Genomic DNA, 18669 nt, shown 5'->3' on the forward strand with positions numbered 1-18669 from the left:
GTACGGCGCATCCTATACTGATGCTGAGCGGTGTGGATAGCGGTGCTGGTGTTGCCGCTGTGGCGATATGTTGTCGCAAACGCTCACAAATCTGCTGCAGGTTGGCGCCTGGTACCCCAGGCAAGACGGCGACAAACTCCTCACCACCCATACGGAACAATAAATCGTAATCGCGCAGCTGTTGCCTTGCCAGTTGAGTAATGTGTTGCAAAACGCGATCGCCCACAGTGTGGCCATGCTGATCATTTACCTGTTTAAAATGATCAATATCAAATACCAGCACACTAAAGGGCTGTTGTTCGCGTTGACAGCGATGCCACTCACTATCCAGCCGCTTTTCCAGGTAATGGCGATTTAGCCAGCCAGTTAAAGGATCTGTTTCCAGTAAGGTTTGCAGTTGCAGAGTCTTTTGCCGTACCAGCAGCAGGACACAACCTACCATCGCCATCAACATAAACAACATAACCGCCATGGTCCCAATGCTGAACCAATGCTCCGGGGTCAGTATCGGTTGTGCCCCAAGCTGCTGTTGCAAAAAGGCGGTAAACCGCAGGCTCAGCTGCATCATGTTAAGAACTAACACGATATTAAGTAGCAGCGCAGCCCGGGCTGTTTCAAAGGTGGCTTTGCTGAGTAAGTAGTAAAGACTGAGCATATTAAGCAATAGCAGCAGCGGGTAGTTAAGTAGGACTCTATGCAGCAAGTCTGCTTGTGCAAAGGGTAATAGATTGGCGCCGTAGATCAGGAGCAAAACGATGGTCAGAGTTCGCTTGCGGTACGGGCGCTGAAAAAACATCGCGATACCGCTGAGCAGCAACAAATAGCTGGCCACCAGTAAGGTGTTTCCTAATGCCGGGCCGGCCCAGTAAGGCCAATGATCTGGGCTATAACTGAAACTTAGGGCTGAATAGGCTAAAAACGACATGGCAGCAAAAAACCAATGCAGCAAGCTTTGATCTTTTGGGGTTGCCAACAACAAACCAGCCATGGTGATCGTCATTACCAAAGCAACGGCGATATTTACGACCTGTAAAGTAAACGCATCCATGTGATTTTTTATCTTACGCCAGGCAGTTGCTATTATGTTAAGAGTATAACAGGGGCAGGAGCTTTTGTCATGTTGGCAGCGGCGGATGTAGGGACAAGGCAGCAACAGGCAGCTAGCATCTGTTCACATCCCTAAGTTACACAACGTCAGTTAATTTTACAGCATCAGTTACCACAAGATGATTGTTGCTGATAAGTTTATGATTTTAGAGTAATTAAATTGTGGCACTTATCTTGCTAAGTGTGCCGGGTCAATGTTGATGAAAACAATCACCTTTATGGAGGAAGTATGAAGTTATTAAAGCCTGTAGTTTGTGCTGTTGGTCTGGCATTTTCCGGTATCGTTAGCGCAGGGCCTATTTTAATTATCAATGGTGCGGATCAAACCTCAGAAGTACATACCACCGCTGCTGTTACTAACAATCTGACCTTCTTACATGAAGCTGTTGGAAATACAGTCACCGTTAGCAACCATCTGCTGGCCGATTTATCAGGCTATGCTCAGGTTTGGGATGTACGTTTCTTCAATGGGGCGGCACTGGACGCTGGTTCTTTTAACACCTACCAAAATTATCTGAGTAATGGCGGCGGCTTATTCTTGATGGGTGAAAACTCAGGTTTTATGGCGCGTAATAACTCTATCCTGTCGCTGATCGACTTGTTAGGTGGTGGTTCTGTTGGCTTTCAGGGAAACTGCCAAAGTAATCAGGTTGTACACGCCCCTTTTGATGGCCCAAATGCGGTATCACAGGTAAGCTACAATGCTGCCGGTTGCTTTGATGGTACTGGTGCCGGCCAGTGGATTACCTCCACGGCGAATGGTGCTCAGGGTTCTGGTCTGGCGTTTAGTGTAGGCACTTTGGCCAACGCTATGGCAGGTAGCCTGACCACCATCCTGGATGTGAACTTCATGATGAATCAATTTGATTTACCAAACTCGCAAGAGCTGACTAAAAACCTGATCACCTATGTTGGTGATCAAACTGAGCCAACCCCGGTACCGGCGCCTGCCAGCTTTTTATTACTTGCTGCCGGCCTGCTTGGTTTGCGCCTGAGTCGCAAAACTGCCTGATTAAGACGCAACCTTATTGGCAAATCAATGCACGCGCACTGCACAGTGCGCGTGTTTTTATTTGCAAAAACCAGTAAACTAGTCGGTGTTTTGTTACTTATTTCTGGTAGGGAAGCCCGAGCCTATGCTGTTTTTTCTTCGCGCTTGCAGTGCGCTGCTGCTGGCCGGCATTGCTTGCCTGGTATTGCTGATGTATTTGCCTGCGTCCAATGAGGCTGCAAGAGGTTTTATCCGTGCTCTTGGCGGCCATGCTCAGATGCATGTGCTGGTAGGGGCATTGCTGCCTTTGTGTATCGCTTTGCTGCTGCGGCTGTATCGTTGGTCAAAGTCTTGGCAGTGGTTGTTTTGGGGCAGCTGTCTGATGCTGTTTGCATTGGATGAAAGCATGCAGCGTTTTTCTGTATTGCGTGCATCACAACTAGCCGATTTTGGCTGGTCTGCTTTAGGCTGGGGGATAGGCTGTGCTATTTGGTGGCTGTTTACCGGCCTGGCACTCTTGTATCGCCGTCGGGACACTATCACGCACTAACCGATGCTGGCGGTGCTGGCCTCTTGAGTGCATCCGCTGTGTCCAACTGATTAGAAACTACTTATTTTCGTGCTTTATTAACATCTTTGCATGAAAGCTTGCATTTTGATCTGTTTGGTTTTTTGTTATTTTTTTTCAGTGGCTTGGATTTTTTGTTTTTCCTTTTTTCTGCGAAAAAAACGTTCTGAAGCGAAGGTTTCAGTTTTTTTACCGGGTTAAATGAACGCTTTTAGTCGACTTATATAAAAAAAGGCTGATTTGTCAGGCTTCTTTACAGGCATAAAATTCCTATTTGTTAAAACTCTTTGAAAACAGCAGCTTAATGTGTGGCATGTATTTTGCTTTAAATCTGAGTAAGTTTAAGCTCTCTTCTTATTTTTGCACAATGGAGTGTATCTATGTTCCGTGAAAAACTTTTGCCTACGCTGGTTGCTACTGTTGCTGCGCTATCTTTCAGTGCGCATGCTTCTCTTATTTCTAACGGTAGTTTTGAACAGACCCCAGGCAGCGCTGACTGTCTTGCTCAATATACGCATGCACCTTATGCATCCTGCGATGCCGAGGTGATCCGCACTGCAGATGGTAACTCAGGCGGCTGGGGTGTATTTAACCAGTTACCAGGTTGGAACCTGCTGTATGGTAACGGCATTGAAATTCAAGGGCAGAATGCTGTTGGCGGTGGTTTTGCACCGGCACATGGTGATTTTTATGTTGATTTGGATAGCCACTTTGAGGTTGCCAACCCAACTGGTAGCAACGCTGGTATTTACCAACAGTTGAACGGTCTGGCTATTGGCCAGTGGTATGAGCTGACCTTTGCTTACGGCATCCGTACCAACAACGAGAATGAAAACGGCCTGAACGTCTTCTGGGGCGAAGATGAAGCTTCTCTGGCTGATTCGATTGTACTTAGCATGATTGAACAAAGCGAAGATGCGCAGTGGTTCTCGGTATCTTACATGCTGCAAGCCACCAGTGACACCATGTTCATTGGTTTCGGCGCCTTTGGTGACTATGTCCGTCAGTTGGATAATGGTAACTGGACCTCAGACGGCAGTGGCCGTGGTGCTATGCTGGATAACGTAAGCCTGGTTGCAGTGCCTGCACCAGCCACTTTAGGTCTGTTTGGTTTGGCCTTAGCTGGCTTGCTGTTAGGCCGTCGCCGCTAAGCGTCTGCTTTCTTTACACAAAAAACCGGCCATTGTGCCGGTTTTTTTCTTAACTTCTGTTCCCCCTTCTTTAGTGAAAGCGTATGCTAGCTTTTTTGACTGCAAGCCAGCGGCATCAGACGGCTGCTTTGGCCGGCTTGCATCTGCATGGAACCCGGTATGCGGCATGATGGCAACAGCATCAAAGCAGTGAGCAGTATAGTGGCTCAGGGTGCGCTGGCTGGTGCGGCACTGGTGCAGGCGCTGGCCCTGTTGCTGGCTGGTTCCCTGACGCAGTACGGTACTTTTGCTGCGTTGCAATTGGTGCAAGGTTTGATGTTGGGGGTGGTGTCGGCTTTGCTGTTATCACCATTGCTGATCCAGCTGGCCAGCCAGAATGCAGCTTTACTGAGTGCATACGCACGTTTGCAGTTGGCTTTAAGTGTTATTTTTGCTTTGGTGCAGGCGCTACTCTGTGTCTGGCTGATAAGGGATGGGCCTGCGCTGTTGGCTGGCGGCGCTATTTTCTTTCATAGTGTGCGCTGGTATGCCCGTGGCCTGGCTCAACTCCATGGGCAACTGCTGCATGCCGTTGCCAGCGATGCATGCTCTGCAGTGGTGTTGCTAACTGGTGTGGCAGTGTTGTGGTGGTTTGACGCTGTACAGTTATCCACACTATTGGCGGTGAACCTTGCGGCGGCATTGTTGGGTTGTGTTGCCACCGGCAGCTATTTTTGGCGTACTTTGTGGCCTGTGCAGGCGAAACCCGATTGGTTAAGGCTGCGTCAGGGCTGGCGGGGGCAGGGCAGGCCGGCACTCTCCGGCACTTTGGCCTCGGAAGCGGCCGCCAATGCACACAGTTATTTTGCGGCTTTGTTGTTTGGTCCGCTGGCTTTCGCGCCCCTGGCCGCCGCCGCACTGCTGTTTCGTCCGGTAGTGGTAGTGCAACAGAGTTTGCAGCAGACGGAGCGTCCTGCTATGCGCCAGGCCCTGTTAGCTCAGAATGATGGGTTGTTTCAGCAGTTGCAGCGGCGATTTTTTGTGTTTGCCCTGGCTGCACTGGGCGCTAATGTGCTACTGGCTGCCTGGCTAATGGGGCTGCAGCCAGAGTGGCTCTGGAGCGATAGCAGCAGCATCGGCCAGTGGCAACTGGCAGGTGTTTTGATGGCAGTGCTTTGTTTTTTTCGTGTCTTTCGCAGTGGTTTTACGGCACAACTGCAGGCTCGTGATGCTTTTGCTTTTTTGGCCCGGACCGCTTGGCAGGCCGCTGTATGGGTGATTCCGTTGAGTGTGTTGGTGATGATGGTGTTTGGCGTAGTCTGGTCTTTAATGGTGGTGGTTTTGGCCGAGTGTTGGCTGCTGGTGCGCCTGCAACAGCATTGTGCTTTGCTGCAACGTCAGGTTGCTCATGGTTGAATCGATAGCTGCTAATAGCTTTGCCGATGACGCTGGCCCGGTACGGATTGCTGTGCTGATGGCCTGCTATAATCGCAAAGAGACAACCCTTCGTTGTTTGCAGCGCTTGTTCAGTCAGCAGCTTGTGAATAGCGAGCTGCAGCTGTACCTGGTGGATGATAACAGCCCCGATGGCACGGCCGCAGCTGTGCGGACAGAGTTCCCCCAGGCGCATGTGATTGAGGGGACCGGCGGGCTATACTGGAACGGGGGGATGCGGTTGGCCTGGCAGCAGGCACTGACCGGCTCGCACCACTTTTACCTCTGGTTGAATGATGATGTGCTGCTGCAGCCCGATGCCATTACGCGCTTGCTGCACTGCTATCAACAGCAAAAAACACCTGCTTTAGTGGGGGCTGTACTTGGTGCCATGATCTGCCCTGCCAGCGGCGAGGTGACCTATGGCGGCCGCCGCAGTCGCTATGGCTGGTTACCCCTGCAGATGGGGCCTTTGCTGGCAGTCTCTGAAGCTGTCCAGTACCTGGATGGCATGAATGGCAATTGCTGCTTAATCCCCCATCCGGTGGCCGCAAAGATGGGTATTTTGTCATCCCGTTATACCCATGCGATGGGCGATTACGATTATGGTTTTCGGTTGCAAAAAGCCGGTTACCAGCTGTTACAGGCTCCCGGTGCCTTTGGCCAGTGCGCCGCCAATGGCGTAGCTGGTGGTGTGCGGGATGGTCGCTTGCCATTGGTGGTGCGTAAAGCCATGTTGCAGCGACCAACCGCCTGGCCGCCGTTGCCGGAGTGGCAGTTGTTTGTTCGCCGCCATGGTGGCCCTTTGTGGCCCTTGCTTTGGTTAAAAGCTGCCCTGCGTGGTGTTTTTCCCGGGTTGTGGTTGCGTAGCATTGCGGTGCCAGCCCGGGAGCTGGACGAGCGGCCCAGAGTGGTGATCGTGCAGCAGGTGTTGAAGCAGTATCGGTTGCCGTTATTCAACCAGTTGCAGGCCGAACTGGCGCAGCGCGGCATCGCCTTGCAGCTCTTGTTCAGTAAGGCCGATGGGGTGGAAGCTGCCAAGGCCGATCAGTGCCAACAGGCCTTGCCATCCTATTGCTGTGAAGTGCCGTTGCGGCGGCTGGGGCCTTTGACCTGGCAGAGTTGTCCTTCCTACCATCCACAGCAACTGGTGATCCTGGAGCAGGCCAACCGGCATCTGTTAAATTACTGGTTGTTGTTGCAGCGACGGCTGGGGCGTTTGCCTCGTTTGGCCTGGTGGGGCCATGGCTACCATCATCAAAAGCAGCAGCCGGACCTGAAAGACAAAATAAAGCGGGCCCTGCTGACGAAAACCGACTGGTTTTTTGCCTATACCGGGCCGGTGGCAGAGTATGCGGCCGGGCAGGGCATGCCCAAAGCGCGTATCAGTGTATTAAACAACAGTCTGGATACCAGCGAACTGGCCAGCCAGGTCCGCTTGCTGCGAAAAGAGCGGCAGGCAGGGCCAGCAGGTGCCAGCGATAGCCGGTTGGTACTGCTGTTTTGCGGTGCCCTGTATCCGGAAAAGCGTATCGATTTATTGCTGGCTACGGCCGATTTGCTGCAGCAACGCGGTCAGTTACAGCGCTTAATTGTGTTGGGGGATGGCCCCTCGGCACCCTTGTTGCAGCCTGCTCCGGCCTGGCTGGATTATCGTGGCGCCTGTTTCGGTGCCGACAAAGCCAGGGCCTATGCCGAGGCGGATTTTGTACTGCATCCGGGCCTGGTTGGCCTGGCAATTCTGGATGCCTTTGCGGCCGGGGTGCCTTTTGTCTGCGCCAGCCAGCCGAATCACAGCCCGGAAATCTGTTACCTGGAGCCGGGTGTGAATGGGGTGATGACGGCGGCAACGCCAGAGGCACTGGCGGATGCGATCGTGGAGCTTTGGCAGCAGCCAAAGCGTTACCAGCAACTGGTGCAGCAGGCACAACACAGTGCTGAACGCTACAGTCTGCCAGCTATGGTGACTGCATTCAGCGATGGGATCCAGGCCTGCCTGCTGGGGGATTTGGCATGAAAGTCCTGCAAATTCATCAGTGTTACCGGCAAGCAGGCGGCGAAGAACAAGTGGTGGAGCGCGAAGCCAGGCTGCTTAAAGCTGCCGGTTGCGAAGTGGATACCTGGTTGCTGCCGGCACTGTCCGGACAGCAAAGCGGATTAAAAACACTGCTTTCGATGCTGCATCACCGACAAGCATGCCGTGAGCTGGCCAGTCGCCTGGATAGCAAAGCCTACGATGTGGTGCATTTGCACAATGTTTTTCCTGCGCTTTCACCGTCCATTTGCCAACCTGCCCGGCAACGAGGTATTGCGGTGGTGATGACGTTGCATAATTTTCGCCCGCTGGTACCAGCCGCAACCCTGACTGGGGAGTTGCCACTGCGTGGGCGGTGGCGGCTGTGGTGGCGTCAGGTGATGACGGGAGCCTACCAGCAATCACGACTGCGCACTCTGGCATTGGTGGCTTTTATTTTGGTAGCCCGTTACCGCCGGTTCTGGTCGCAGCTGGATGCTTTTATTTGCCCGTCGGAATTTGTGCGCCAGCAATATCTGCGGGCGGGCTTTGCCGCCGATAAGCTAAAGATGTTGCCGCACGCCTGTGAGCCGGTTGCCGACAGGGTGATGCCTGTGGGGCACTATGCCCTGGCGGTTGGGCGCTCAGGACCAGAGAAAGGGCTGCACTGGCTGGCTCAGCATTGGTCTGATATGCCGCTGCCCTTAAAAATAGTGGGCATAGCACCCTGCAGTGCTTTGCCTGCAGAGCCGGAATTTTGTGGTTATCTGCAAGGGGACGCATTAAAGTCCCTGTATCAGGAGGCAGCGGTGGTCGTGGTGCCTTCGTTGGTGTGTGAAACCTTTGGGAATGTCGTGATGGAAGCTTTTTCGGCAGGCAAACCCTGCCTGGTTGCTGCCCATGGTGCTTTAACCGAGTGGGTGCAGCCGGATTACAACGGAGCCTGGTTTGTGCCGGGCGATGCGGCGGATTTGCGCCGGCAGTTAACGGGGCTGCTATCGAACCCTGAGCAGTTGGCAGCTCTGGGGCACAATGCCCGTGCCTGTTGGCAGCAGCAGTTCAGCCCGGCCCGGCACGCGGCTGCGTTAATGACACTGTATCGCACCGTGTCTGCACGACAGGCAGGTCTGCGATGAAGCCGGTGGCGGTACTGCGTTTGCAGGTAGACCCTCATACGCTGAGCAGCGCTCTGGCCGCGTGCCAGCAATTGCTGCTCAGGCCCCATCCCGGCTACGTTTGTCTGGCGAATGTGCATATGTGCATGGAAGCCTGGGATCAGCCCGATTTTGCCGCTCTGGTCAATCAGGCAGCCCTGGTGCTGGCTGATGGCCGCCCGGTCTATTGGGCGCAGCGGCTGTTGCTGCCAGCCAGCTCGCCGCCAACCGAGCAAATCCGTGGGGTGGATTTTGTGCAAGCCATCTGCGCCATGGCTGCACAGCAGCAAATCCGGCTGGGTTTGTACGGTGGCAGCGACGATGCTCTGTTAGCACGGCTGGAACAGCAGCTTTGTGCGCAGAATCCCGGTTTGCAGGTGGTGTACCGCTATGCACCACCTTTTCGGGCGTTAACTGAGCAGGAGCGTTTGACGGTGCACCAAGCCATTGGTGATGCCGGAGTGCAACTGTTATTGGTCGGGCTTGGCTGTCCCAAGCAAGAGCGCTGGATGGCTGATGCGACTGCTTTGCCGGTGCTGATGTGTGGAGTGGGTGCTGCTTTTGACTTTTTGGCCGGCGCACGGGCAGAGGCACCGCGCTGGATGCAAACAACCGGCCTGGAATGGTTGCATCGCTGGTGGCACGAGCCGGTGCGTTTAAGCTGGCGTTATCTGAAACACAATCCTCGTTTTATGCTGTTGTTCTTTTGGCAATGGATTCGCGGTAAACTTCAGTAATGCATTTTGTATCTTGAATTCAGGGAAGGGTATGACCGAAAAAAAGGCATTGATTACCGGCATTACCGGGCAGGATGGCTCTTATCTGGCCGAGCTGTTATTGGGGAAGGGCTATCAGGTGCATGGCCTGAAGCGGCGCGCCTCGTCCTTTAATACGCAGCGGATCGATCATTTGTACCAGGATCCGCACACGCCGGATCCAAAGCTTATTCTGCATTATGGCGATATGACCGATAGCTCGGGTCTGATGCGTTTGCTGGCAGAAATCAGGCCGGATGAAGTTTATAACCTGGCGGCCCAAAGCCATGTGGCGGTTTCTTTTGAATCGGCTGAATACACCGCCGATGTGGATGCGCTGGGTACGCTGCGCTTGCTGGAGGCGATTCGTGCTGCCGGGCTGACCCAATGCCGCTTTTTTCAGGCATCGACATCGGAGCTGTATGGGCTGGTGCAGGAATCGCCGCAACGGGAAAGCACCCCTTTTCATCCGCGCTCACCTTATGCGGTGGCGAAGTTGTATGCGTATTGGATCACGGTGAATTATCGTGAAGCCTATGGCCTGTATGCCTGCAATGGCATTATGTTTAATCACGAATCACCGCGCCGGGGTGAAACCTTTGTGACACGCAAGATAACCCGTGCCTTTGCCGCCATGGCATATGGCCTGCAGTCGTGTTTGTATCTGGGCAATATGGATGCCCGGCGTGATTGGGGGCATGCGGCCGATTACATGGAGTTGGTATGGCGGATGATGCAGCAAGAGCAAGCCGATGACTTTGTGCTGGCGACCGGACAACAACATTCAGTGCGGGATTTTGTGCAGCAATGCGCTACAGAGCTGGGGATTGAGCTTGAGTTCAGTGGCGAAGGCTGTGCTGAAACCGGCCGGGTGCGAACTGCCTGCCCGGAGCGGGCTCCGGCTTTGAAGGTGGGGGATGTGTTGGTGCGGGTCGATCCGCGCTACTTCCGGCCGGCTGAGGTGGATTCATTGCTGGGCGATGCCAGCAAAGCCCATCGGACCTTCAACTGGCGCCCGTCTTGTAGCTTTATCCAATTGTGTCAACAGATGATGCAGCACGATATTGCCGAAGCACAGCAGCAGGCGTTGTTGCGCCAGCACGGTTTCTGTGGGCGTAGCTATGACCGGGACTAAGCCGGTGCGCGTTTGGGTTGCTGGGCATCAGGGCATGGTGGGGGCGGCTTTGTGCCGGCAACTGGCGGCACAGCCGGGGATCCGCTTGCTCACCGCCAGCCGGCAACAGCTGGATTTAACCAGCCAGGCCGCTACCCTGGCCTTTGTGCAACAGCAGCAGCCAGACCACATCTATCTGGCGGCAGCCAAAGTGGGGGGGATCCTGGCCAATAGCCAGCAACCTGCCGACTTTTTACTGCAAAATCTGCAAATCGTCACTCAGGTGGTGGATGCCGCCTGGCGCTGCGGCGTGGCCCGCGTGATGGTGCTGGGTTCCAGTTGCATCTATCCGCGCCTGGCCCAGCAGCCTGTGACGGAAGACGCCCTGTTAACCGGGGCGCTGGAGCCCACCAACGAAGCCTATGCCATTGCAAAAATTGCCGGCCTTAAGTTGTGTCAGGCGTTTAACCGTCAGTACGGCACGGATTTTCGCACCGCAATGCCAACCAATTTGTACGGGCCAGGTGATCACTATGCGCCGGGTGCCAGCCATGTGATCCCCGGCCTGATGCACCGGATGCATCTGGCCAAAGTACAGCAGCAAGCCGAGTTGCAGGTGTGGGGCAGCGGTCGTCCGCTACGGGAGTTTTTGCATGTCGATGATCTGGCCGTGGCGCTGGTGCAATTGATGCAACTGCCTCAGGCCGATTATCAGCAGTTGCTTGGCTCGGGGCCTGAGCATCTGAACATCGGATCGGATGATGAGGTGTCGATTGCAGATTTAGTGCAGTTGTTGGCGGAGGTGATTGGCTATCAGGGCCGGTTGGTGTTTGATACCAGCAAACCGGATGGGACGCCGCGTAAACGCCTGGATTCCAGTCGTATCCACCGGCTGGGCTGGCGGCCGGCATTCAGCTTACGGCAAGGATTGGCGCATACCTATCAGTGGTATCTGTCTCAGTCACAATTGCGCGGGGTGAAGGCATGAGCCTGTTGCAACCTGTGATCCTGGCTGGTGGCACAGGCGATCGATTGTGGCCTTTGTCGCGGCAACACTGTCCAAAACAGTTTCTCGCACTGGTGCCCGGGACTGAACTTAGCTTGCTGCAGCAGGCGGCGGAGCGGGTTCGCTCACCGCTGTTTGCTCCTCCTGTGGTGGTCACGCATCAAGCCTATCGTTTCCGGGTAGCAGAGCAGATGCAGGCTATTGGCATGGATGCCGCTATTATTTTGGAACCCGAAGGTAAAAACACCGCCGCGGCTATGGCTTTGGCCGCTTTGTACGCTCAGCAGCAGGGAACGGGACCGATGCTGGTACTGGCCGCCGATCATTGCATGGACCAGTTGGATGCCTTCCTGGCATCGGCTGCTTGTGCCAGGCCGCTGGCAGAGCGCGGGGCTATTGTGCTGTATGGAATTGCGCCCGACGGCCCGAACAGCCGTTACGGCTATATTCAGGCAGGAGCTGCTGTATCCGGGACGGTGCAGGGATTTCAGGGCTATGCGGTTCAGCGCTTTATTGAAAAGCCAGCCCCGGAGTTGGCAGCCAAGTTGCTCCAAGCCGGTGATTGTTACTGGAACAGTGGCAATCTGATGGTGCAACCCGGGGTGTATTTACAGCAATTGTTGCAGTTTCAACCGCAGATCCATCAATGCTGCCAACAGGCCTGGCAGGCCCGGCAACCTGATCTGGATTTTATCCGGGTGGCTGCTGCCGACTATGCGGCTTGCCCGGCAATGGCAGCCGATTACGCGGTGCTGGAGCAGACAGATAACGCGGTGATGGTGCCGCTGCAGGCTGGCTGGAGTGATTTAGGCAGTTACGATGCCCTGTGGCAACAGCTCAGCAAAGATGACCGGCAAAATGCCAGTTATGGCAAAGTTCGAGCCCTGGCCGCGGATGCGAACCTGTTGTACAGCACTCATGGGGTGCTGGTGGCGTACGGTGTGTCGAACTTGCTGGTGATTCAAACGAAGGATGCGGTGCTGGTGGCCGACAGGCAGGATGATCAGGCGCTGCGGCAGGTGGTGGCCGATCTGAAAACCAGCGGCATCAGTGAAGCTGGCAGCAGTGTGGTGACCTACCGGCCCTGGGGACATTTCGAGCTGATTGATGCCGGATCGCAGTATCAGGTGAAACGCATCAGCGTGCGTCCTGGTGGGCGCTTGTCGTTGCAGCTGCATCAGCACCGCTCAGAGCACTGGGTCGTTGTCGCAGGACAAGCCAGGGTGCAGCTGGATGGTGTGAGTCGTCAGTTGAGTGCCAATCAATCGATTTACATTCCGGCGGGTAGCCGCCATGCGTTGGAGAATACCGGCCAGGACACCCTGCAGTTGATTGAAGTGCAAACCGGCGCTTATCTGGGCGAAGATGATATCCAGCGCTTTGAGGATGTGTATGGCCGCAATGAGTGGGGAGACTGAGCCGGGTGGTACAGCTGAGTTGCTTTAAGCGCTACGATATCCGAGGTGATACCACAACAGCACTAACCCCTGTGATTGCTTATGCGATTGCCAAAGCTCTGGTTGAACAGCTTGGCTCGACTGCAGTGGCCGTCGGTTGCGATGCCCGTTTAAGTAGCCCGGCACTAAAAGATGCGGTGATCGCCGGCCTGGTGGCTGCCGGTGCCAGGGTGTTGGATCTTGGCCTGGTGGCTACAGAGCAGCTGTACTTTGTCAGCCAGCAACAGCAACTGGATGGGGTGATGATTACCGGCAGCCACAATCCGGCGCATGAGAATGGCATGAAACTGGTGTCTGCCGGAGCTGTGCCGCTGGATCCTGTGCTGTGTTTGCCGGCGATAAAACAACGGGCCGAGTCGTATCTGGAGCTGGGGGGCAACGAAATAAGGCACGTCGGTGCGGCGCTGCCAGCCTCGCGTGAGCAGCCAGTGACGCTGCTGGCACCCTCATTAACCCATAGCCGCTATTTACAACACCTGATTGGCTTGCTTGGCCTGCAATTGCAGCAGCAACGTACCGTGGTAGTGAACTGCGGGCATGGTGTGGCCGGGCCTTTGATGCAACAGCTGGCGGCAGAAGCGACCGCCGCTGGCTGGCCACTGCAGTTGGTTTTGCTGCATGCAGAGCCGGATGGCCGCTTCCCGACCGGAGTGCCTAATCCGCTGCTTAGCTGGCAACGACAGCAGACAGCAGATGCGGTGCTGGCGCATCAGGCCGATCTGGGGATTGCTTTTGATGGCGATGCCGATCGCTGTTTCTTTTTTGATCACCGCGGCCACTTTATTGATAGTTATTACCTGATTAGTTTGTTCAGTCAATGGTGCTTGCCGGCTGAAGGCGGTAAGGTGGTGCTGGAGCAGCGTGCTTGCCTCGGGCCTGAGCAAGGGGTTCTGGCTGCCGGTGGCGAACCGGTATTCAGCCGGGCTGGTCATGTGTTTATCAAGCAATGCATGCGGGAACACGATGCGGTGTATGCCGGTGAAAACAGCGGCCACCACTACTTTAAAGCGCTGGGCTTTTGCGATAGCGGTGTCTTTCCATTATTACTGGTGTTGCAACAGCTGGAGCAGCAGGCTTTGTCACTGGCGGCTATGTTGGCACCGTGGCAGGCTCATTACCTGGTATCGGATGAGATCAATTACCACTGTGAGCAAGTGCCTGCTTTGCTGCAGTACCTGAAAACGCGATTTCAGGCACAAGCGTTGAGCCTTTCTGAGCAGGATGGCCTGAGCATAGGCTGTGACAACTGGCGCTTTAATCTGCGTCAATCAACGACAGAGCCAATGCTGCGGCTGAATGTGGAAGTACGCGGCGATGCTGCATTGCTGGCAGCAAAGTTGGCTATGGTACAGCACGCCATGGCCCAAGGCTACCCGGCCATTCGTCTGCTGTCGTTTTAGCCCGGCTGCAGGCTGCAAATTACGGTATACTAAGAGCCAGATACCAAAGGAGACTCCATGATCCCATTTGCCGACCTGGCTTTGGATCCAAGATTACTGCGTTCGATGCAGCATCTTGGTTTTACCCAACCGACAGAAATACAACAAGAGGCCATCCCTGCAGTACTGACCGGCAAAGATTTGCTGGTGTCGTCCCGCACCGGCTCTGGTAAGACACTGGCCTACCTGCTGCCGATGATGCAGCGTTTGCTTCGCAGCAAACCTTTGTCACGTCAGGATGCCCGTGCCCTGATCCTGGCACCGACTCGTGAGTTGGCGAAACAGGTGTATGGCCAGCTGCGCTTGTTGATTGCCAATACCCCCATCCAGGCGGTTTTGCTGCTGGGCGGTGAAAACTTTAACGATCAGGAAAAGCAGCTAAAACGTCAGCCACAGATCATTGTGGCCACCCCTGGCCGTTTTTGCGATCACCTGGCACATCGTTCTATTTTCCTGCAGGGGCTGGAACTGTTGATCCTGGATGAAGCCGACCGGATGCTGGATTTAGGCTTTGCCAATGAATTGCTTACCATTCATAAAGCGGCCTCCCACCGGTTGCGGCAAACGCTGTTGTTCTCGGCCACGCTGGATCATATTGATGTGAATGAGCTGGCATTGGCACTGCTGCGCAAACCGCACCGCATTACCACCGATGATGCCCATCAGCAGCATGCCGATATTAAGCAAGATTTCTACCTGTGCGACAATCTTAGCCACAAAGAAGCCTTGCTGTCGCATCTGCTGCAACATGCCGCTGAGTTACGGCAGGTCATTATTTTTACAGCCACCAGAGCGGATACAGAGCGTTTGCCGGATTGGTGTGCCAGGCTGGGTTATCAGGCGATAGGGTTGAGCGGCAAATTAAGCCAGGCGAAGCGCAATAGCGTGATGCAGGACTTCGCTAAGGGCAAGTATCAGATCTTAATCACGACCGATGTTGCTTCACGCGGTTTGGATTTGTTGCAGGTGTCGCATGTGGTGAATTTCGATTTGCCCAAGTTTGCCGAAGAATATGTGCATCGGGTAGGCCGGACCGGCCGTGCCGGGATGCAAGGCCAGGCCATTTCGTTGGTGGGCCCGAAAGATTGGCAGAGTTTGCAGTTGCTGGAGGCTTTTTTCCGCCAGCCGGTGCAGTTTTCGGTGATTGACTCGTTGCCAGCCCGTTTTACTGGCCAGCCACAGGTTTCGGCAACCAAGCAAGCTAAGCAAAGCAAGACCAAAAAGAGCAGTGCGAGCCCAGCCCGGCTTACCAGCAAAAAAACCGGACAGACCCCGGACAGTAAGCCTGCCGGTCGTAAAACGTTTGAAGCCGGTGATGATGGCAATATCCCTGTTCGGCGGAAAAAAAATTAATAGGGTATTCATCAACTTTCCGGGAATTCGGTGCTACACTCATTTTGAGGTACTGCAGCAAGGCCTTGACCAGGTTGCAGTGCCCGCAAGGTGTAGCTTCAGCGGGCACCAAGAAGATCAGAATCTACCAATCCGGTTGTCTGGTAGTCCTTTGGGTGTAGTGGCTGGCTGAGTAGCCGGAGTTGCTGTCTCACTTGATGGCTGATTGTTTACAAGGTTTATTCATGGCCAGTGTGCTGGTCATCTCAAGTTAATGTAAGAGAGAGTTATGTCAGATCTAATTACCGGTACCGTCAAGTGGTTTAACGAAGACAAAGGCTTTGGTTTTATCGAGCGTGCAGGTGGCAAAGATGTATTTGTGCACTATCGGGCCATCAATGGCAGCGGGCGTCGGAGTTTACAAGAAGGTCAGCAAGTGACTTTTGAGATTGTTGAAGGCCAAAAAGGGCCTCAGGCTGAAAATGTGACGGTAGTATCCTAAGCCGGAATAAATTGCAGATAAAGCCAGCGCTTGTCGCTGGTTTTTTATTGGCTAAAGCTCTAACTGCAACTGTTTTTTATCGTGCTCAGCCAGGCCAGCTTGCAAACCAATCAAACGTACCGGCCGGCCTTTGCCACGCTGCCAGGCAGTGACCAGCAGCGATCGTAGTGCCGCCAGATCGGGGGTTTGCAACTGCTGCTCTACCGTGGTTTGCTGGAAGTCGTGAAACTTTAGTTTGACGGCAAGCTTGTGCACCAAAGGAGTGGCCCGGTGCCGCTCCAGGCGTTGCTGCAGGGTTTCCAGCAAAGCAGGCAATTCGGCTTCGCAATCTTGCAAGCTGCATTTATCCTGCGCATAGGTATGCTCTACACCAACCGACTTACGCACCCGCTCGGCACTAACCGGGCGCTGGTCCAGGCCTTGACAGCGCTCAAGCAGGGTTTGACTAAAGGCACCGAATTGCCGTATCAGTCGGGCTAATGGGATTTTAAACAGGTCCGGGCAATGGTGCACCCCCATATCATGCAAACGAGCCGCCGTCTTTGGCCCTATGCCCGGAATTTTTTGGACCGCTAGCCTGGCCACAAAGGCGGATACCTGTTGTGGGCAAATAACAAAAATCCCATCGGGCTTGCGTTCATCACTGGCAATTTTGGCTAAGAATTTGTTTGGGGCCACACCGGCAGAGGCAGTCAAACCGGTTTCTGTCTGAATGCTGTGACGAATGGCCTCGGCGATACGGGTTGCACTGCCCTGAAACTGCGCACTGTTGCTCACATCCAGATAGGCTTCATCCAGTGACAGCGGTTCAATTGTGCTGGAAAAGCGCCGCAGGATGTCCATCACCTGACGACTGGCCGTTTTGTAGGCGTGCATCCTGCCCGGCAGCAACTGTAGGTGTGGACATAGTTTTAATGCCTGAGCGGTCGGCATGGCGGAGCGAACTCCAAACGCTCTGGCCGGGTAATTGCAAGCAGCAATCACACCGCGGCTGCTGGTACTGCCGCCGACCGCTATCGGTTGATCCCGCAAAGCAGGATTGTCCCGCATTTCGACAGCAGCAAAAAAGCAATCCAAATCGATGTGTATGATTTTACGTTGCATCAGAGTCTGCCATAAGTGGTGTATGGATATACAGTATTTTAGGTGGGGCTGTGTAAAATGCAAGCAGTGTTGGTAAAAATGCACAGGGTTGTGCGGATTTTTGCACAGCCACAGCATTTAAAATACAGCTTGGATGTTTAGATGGCTAAAATCTGGGTGCATCCTGATGCTTTTGCGGGTAGAATAGGCCGCATTTCAGGCTAAGCCTTACTATGAACTAAGCGTAGCACCTACGCCGCGGGAGAACCTATGTTGAAGCGTGATATGAATATTGCCGATTATGATCCAGCACTGTGGCAAGCCATTGCTGATGAAACTCAGCGCCAGGAAGATCACATCGAGTTAATTGCCTCTGAGAACTATGCCAGCCCGCGTGTGTTGCAGGCTCAGGGGACTCAGCTCACCAACAAGTATGCCGAGGGCTACCCGCACAAGCGCTACTACGGTGGTTGTGAGCATGTTGATATCGTCGAAGATTTAGCCATTGCCCGGGCGAAGGAGTTGTTTGGTGCCGATTACGCTAACGTGCAACCGCATTCTGGTTCTCAGGCCAACTCAGCGGTGTTTCTGGCATTGCTGGAAGCCGGCGACACCATTTTAGGCATGAGCCTGGCGCACGGTGGTCATTTAACCCACGGCGCTACGGTGAGCGCTTCTGGCAAATTGTACAAGTCTGTACAATATGGGTTGCACCCGGAGACCGGAGTGATTGATTACGATCAGGCCGAGCAACTGGCTTTGGAACACAAACCCAAACTTATTATCGCTGGCTTTTCTGCTTATTCAGGCATTGTTGATTGGCAACGTTTCCGTGCCATTGCAGATAAAGTAGGTGCTTATCTGTTGGTGGATATGGCGCATGTAGCCGGTCTGGTTGCAACAGGTTTGTACCCGAACCCGGTGCCTTTTGCTGACGTAGTGACCACCACCACTCATAAAACCCTGGCTGGACCGCGTGGCGGCCTGATCCTGGCCCGCAGCAATGAAGCCATTGAGAAAAAACTGAACTCAGCCGTATTCCCTGGCAGCCAGGGTGGCCCGCTGATGCATGTGATTGCGGCCAAAGCTGTAGCCTTTAAAGAAGCACTGGAACCAGAATTTAAGCTATACCAGCAACAAGTTGTGGTGAACGCTCAGGCGATGTGTGATCAGATGATCAAGCGCGGTTACACCATTGTCTCTGGTGGTACCGAAAACCATCTGTTCCTGGTTGATCTGATCAACAAAGACATCACCGGTAAAGATGCAGATGCTGCGTTAGGCCGTGCTCATATCACGGTGAATAAGAACTCGGTGCCGAATGATCCACGCTCACCATTTGTTACCAGCGGTCTGCGTATTGGCACCCCGGCCATTACCCGTCGCGGCTTTAAAGAAGCAGAAGCGCGCCTGGTGGCTGATTTTATCTGCGATATTTTGGACAACATGGGCGATGAGTCGGTGGTTGACCGGGTGCGGGCTCAGGTTGCTGAGCTGTGTGGCCGGCTACCAGTCTATGCCTAAAGCTTGATTTTCATGCTAAAATGGCCGCTATTGCGGCCATTTTGCCATTAGCAAGCGTT

General features: G+C 54.2%; 16 protein-coding genes. 14 read left to right on the forward strand and 2 right to left on the reverse strand.

Annotated elements, in window-relative coordinates; translation table 11 throughout:
* On the reverse strand, nucleotides 1–1048 hold a 1048-nt coding region (locus QWF21_RS10555), incomplete at its 3' end, for a GGDEF domain-containing protein (RefSeq protein WP_330088016.1).
* A 288-nt stretch (nucleotides 1049–1336) separates the two neighbouring features.
* Here QWF21_RS10555 and QWF21_RS10560 point away from each other — a divergent pair.
* The 13 genes from QWF21_RS10560 (at nucleotide 1337) to QWF21_RS10620 (ending at nucleotide 16003) form a co-directional block, all read left to right on the forward strand.
* A complete protein-coding gene (locus QWF21_RS10560) occupies nucleotides 1337–2119 on the forward strand; it encodes a PEP-CTERM sorting domain-containing protein (RefSeq protein ID WP_330088017.1) in 783 nt (260 codons plus the stop codon).
* 124 nt (nucleotides 2120–2243) lie between these two features.
* On the forward strand, nucleotides 2244–2648 hold the full coding sequence (locus QWF21_RS10565) for a hypothetical protein (protein ID WP_330088018.1): 405 nt from the start codon (nucleotides 2244–2246) through the stop codon (nucleotides 2646–2648).
* A 398-nt stretch (nucleotides 2649–3046) separates the two neighbouring features.
* A complete protein-coding gene (locus tag QWF21_RS10570) occupies nucleotides 3047–3817 on the forward strand; it encodes a PEP-CTERM sorting domain-containing protein (RefSeq protein ID WP_330088019.1) in 771 nt (256 codons plus the stop codon).
* 159 nt (nucleotides 3818–3976) lie between these two features.
* Nucleotides 3977–5212: a hypothetical protein gene (locus tag QWF21_RS10575; RefSeq protein ID WP_330088020.1), complete on the forward strand. Its 1236-nt coding sequence runs from the start codon at nucleotides 3977–3979 to the stop codon at nucleotides 5210–5212.
* On the forward strand, nucleotides 5205–7247 hold the full coding sequence (locus QWF21_RS10580) for a glycosyltransferase (RefSeq protein WP_330088021.1): 2043 nt from the start codon (nucleotides 5205–5207) through the stop codon (nucleotides 7245–7247). Before QWF21_RS10575 ends, QWF21_RS10580 begins: the two co-directional genes overlap by 8 nt.
* A complete protein-coding gene (locus QWF21_RS10585; protein ID WP_330088022.1) occupies nucleotides 7244–8380 on the forward strand; it encodes a glycosyltransferase family 4 protein in 1137 nt (378 codons plus the stop codon). Before QWF21_RS10580 ends, QWF21_RS10585 begins: the two co-directional genes overlap by 4 nt.
* Nucleotides 8377–9135: a WecB/TagA/CpsF family glycosyltransferase gene (locus QWF21_RS10590; RefSeq protein ID WP_330088023.1), complete on the forward strand. Its 759-nt coding sequence runs from the start codon at nucleotides 8377–8379 to the stop codon at nucleotides 9133–9135. Before QWF21_RS10585 ends, QWF21_RS10590 begins: the two co-directional genes overlap by 4 nt.
* A 31-nt stretch (nucleotides 9136–9166) precedes the next feature.
* Nucleotides 9167–10288, forward strand: coding sequence for a GDP-mannose 4,6-dehydratase (gmd, locus tag QWF21_RS10595; RefSeq protein WP_330088024.1), 1122 nt, complete (start codon nucleotides 9167–9169; stop codon nucleotides 10286–10288).
* Nucleotides 10275–11255 carry a GDP-L-fucose synthase family protein gene (locus tag QWF21_RS10600; RefSeq protein ID WP_330088025.1) on the forward strand — a complete coding sequence of 327 codons (981 nt, stop codon included), beginning with the start codon at nucleotides 10275–10277 and terminating at the stop codon, nucleotides 11253–11255. Before gmd ends, QWF21_RS10600 begins: the two co-directional genes overlap by 14 nt.
* A complete protein-coding gene (locus QWF21_RS10605; protein WP_330088026.1) occupies nucleotides 11252–12691 on the forward strand; it encodes a mannose-1-phosphate guanylyltransferase/mannose-6-phosphate isomerase in 1440 nt (479 codons plus the stop codon). The genes QWF21_RS10600 and QWF21_RS10605 overlap by 4 nt, the downstream gene beginning before the upstream one ends.
* A complete protein-coding gene (locus tag QWF21_RS10610) occupies nucleotides 12679–14130 on the forward strand; it encodes a phosphohexomutase domain-containing protein (RefSeq protein WP_330088027.1) in 1452 nt (483 codons plus the stop codon). The genes QWF21_RS10605 and QWF21_RS10610 overlap by 13 nt, the downstream gene beginning before the upstream one ends.
* A 57-nt stretch (nucleotides 14131–14187) precedes the next feature.
* On the forward strand, nucleotides 14188–15522 hold the full coding sequence (locus QWF21_RS10615) for a DEAD/DEAH box helicase (RefSeq protein WP_407935286.1): 1335 nt from the start codon (nucleotides 14188–14190) through the stop codon (nucleotides 15520–15522).
* 268 nt (nucleotides 15523–15790) lie between these two features.
* Nucleotides 15791–16003 (forward strand): cold-shock protein, encoded by a 213-nt coding sequence (locus tag QWF21_RS10620; protein WP_330088028.1) that lies wholly within the window; start codon nucleotides 15791–15793, stop codon nucleotides 16001–16003.
* 51 nt (nucleotides 16004–16054) lie between these two features.
* Here QWF21_RS10620 and dinB read toward each other — a convergent pair whose 3' ends face one another.
* Nucleotides 16055–17107 carry a DNA polymerase IV gene (gene dinB / locus QWF21_RS10625; protein ID WP_330088029.1) on the reverse strand — a complete coding sequence of 351 codons (1053 nt, stop codon included), beginning with the start codon at nucleotides 17105–17107 and terminating at the stop codon, nucleotides 16055–16057.
* A 249-nt stretch (nucleotides 17108–17356) separates the two neighbouring features.
* On the opposite strand from dinB, the gene glyA reads away from it, so the two are divergent.
* Nucleotides 17357–18610 (forward strand): serine hydroxymethyltransferase, encoded by a 1254-nt coding sequence (gene glyA / locus QWF21_RS10630; protein ID WP_330088030.1) that lies wholly within the window; start codon nucleotides 17357–17359, stop codon nucleotides 18608–18610.
* Nucleotides 18611–18669: the final 59 nt, after the last annotated feature.

Origin of the sequence: Alkalimonas mucilaginosa, assembly GCF_036327005.1 — a bacterium.
Classification (GTDB): domain Bacteria; phylum Pseudomonadota; class Gammaproteobacteria; order Enterobacterales; family Alteromonadaceae; genus Alkalimonas; species Alkalimonas mucilaginosa.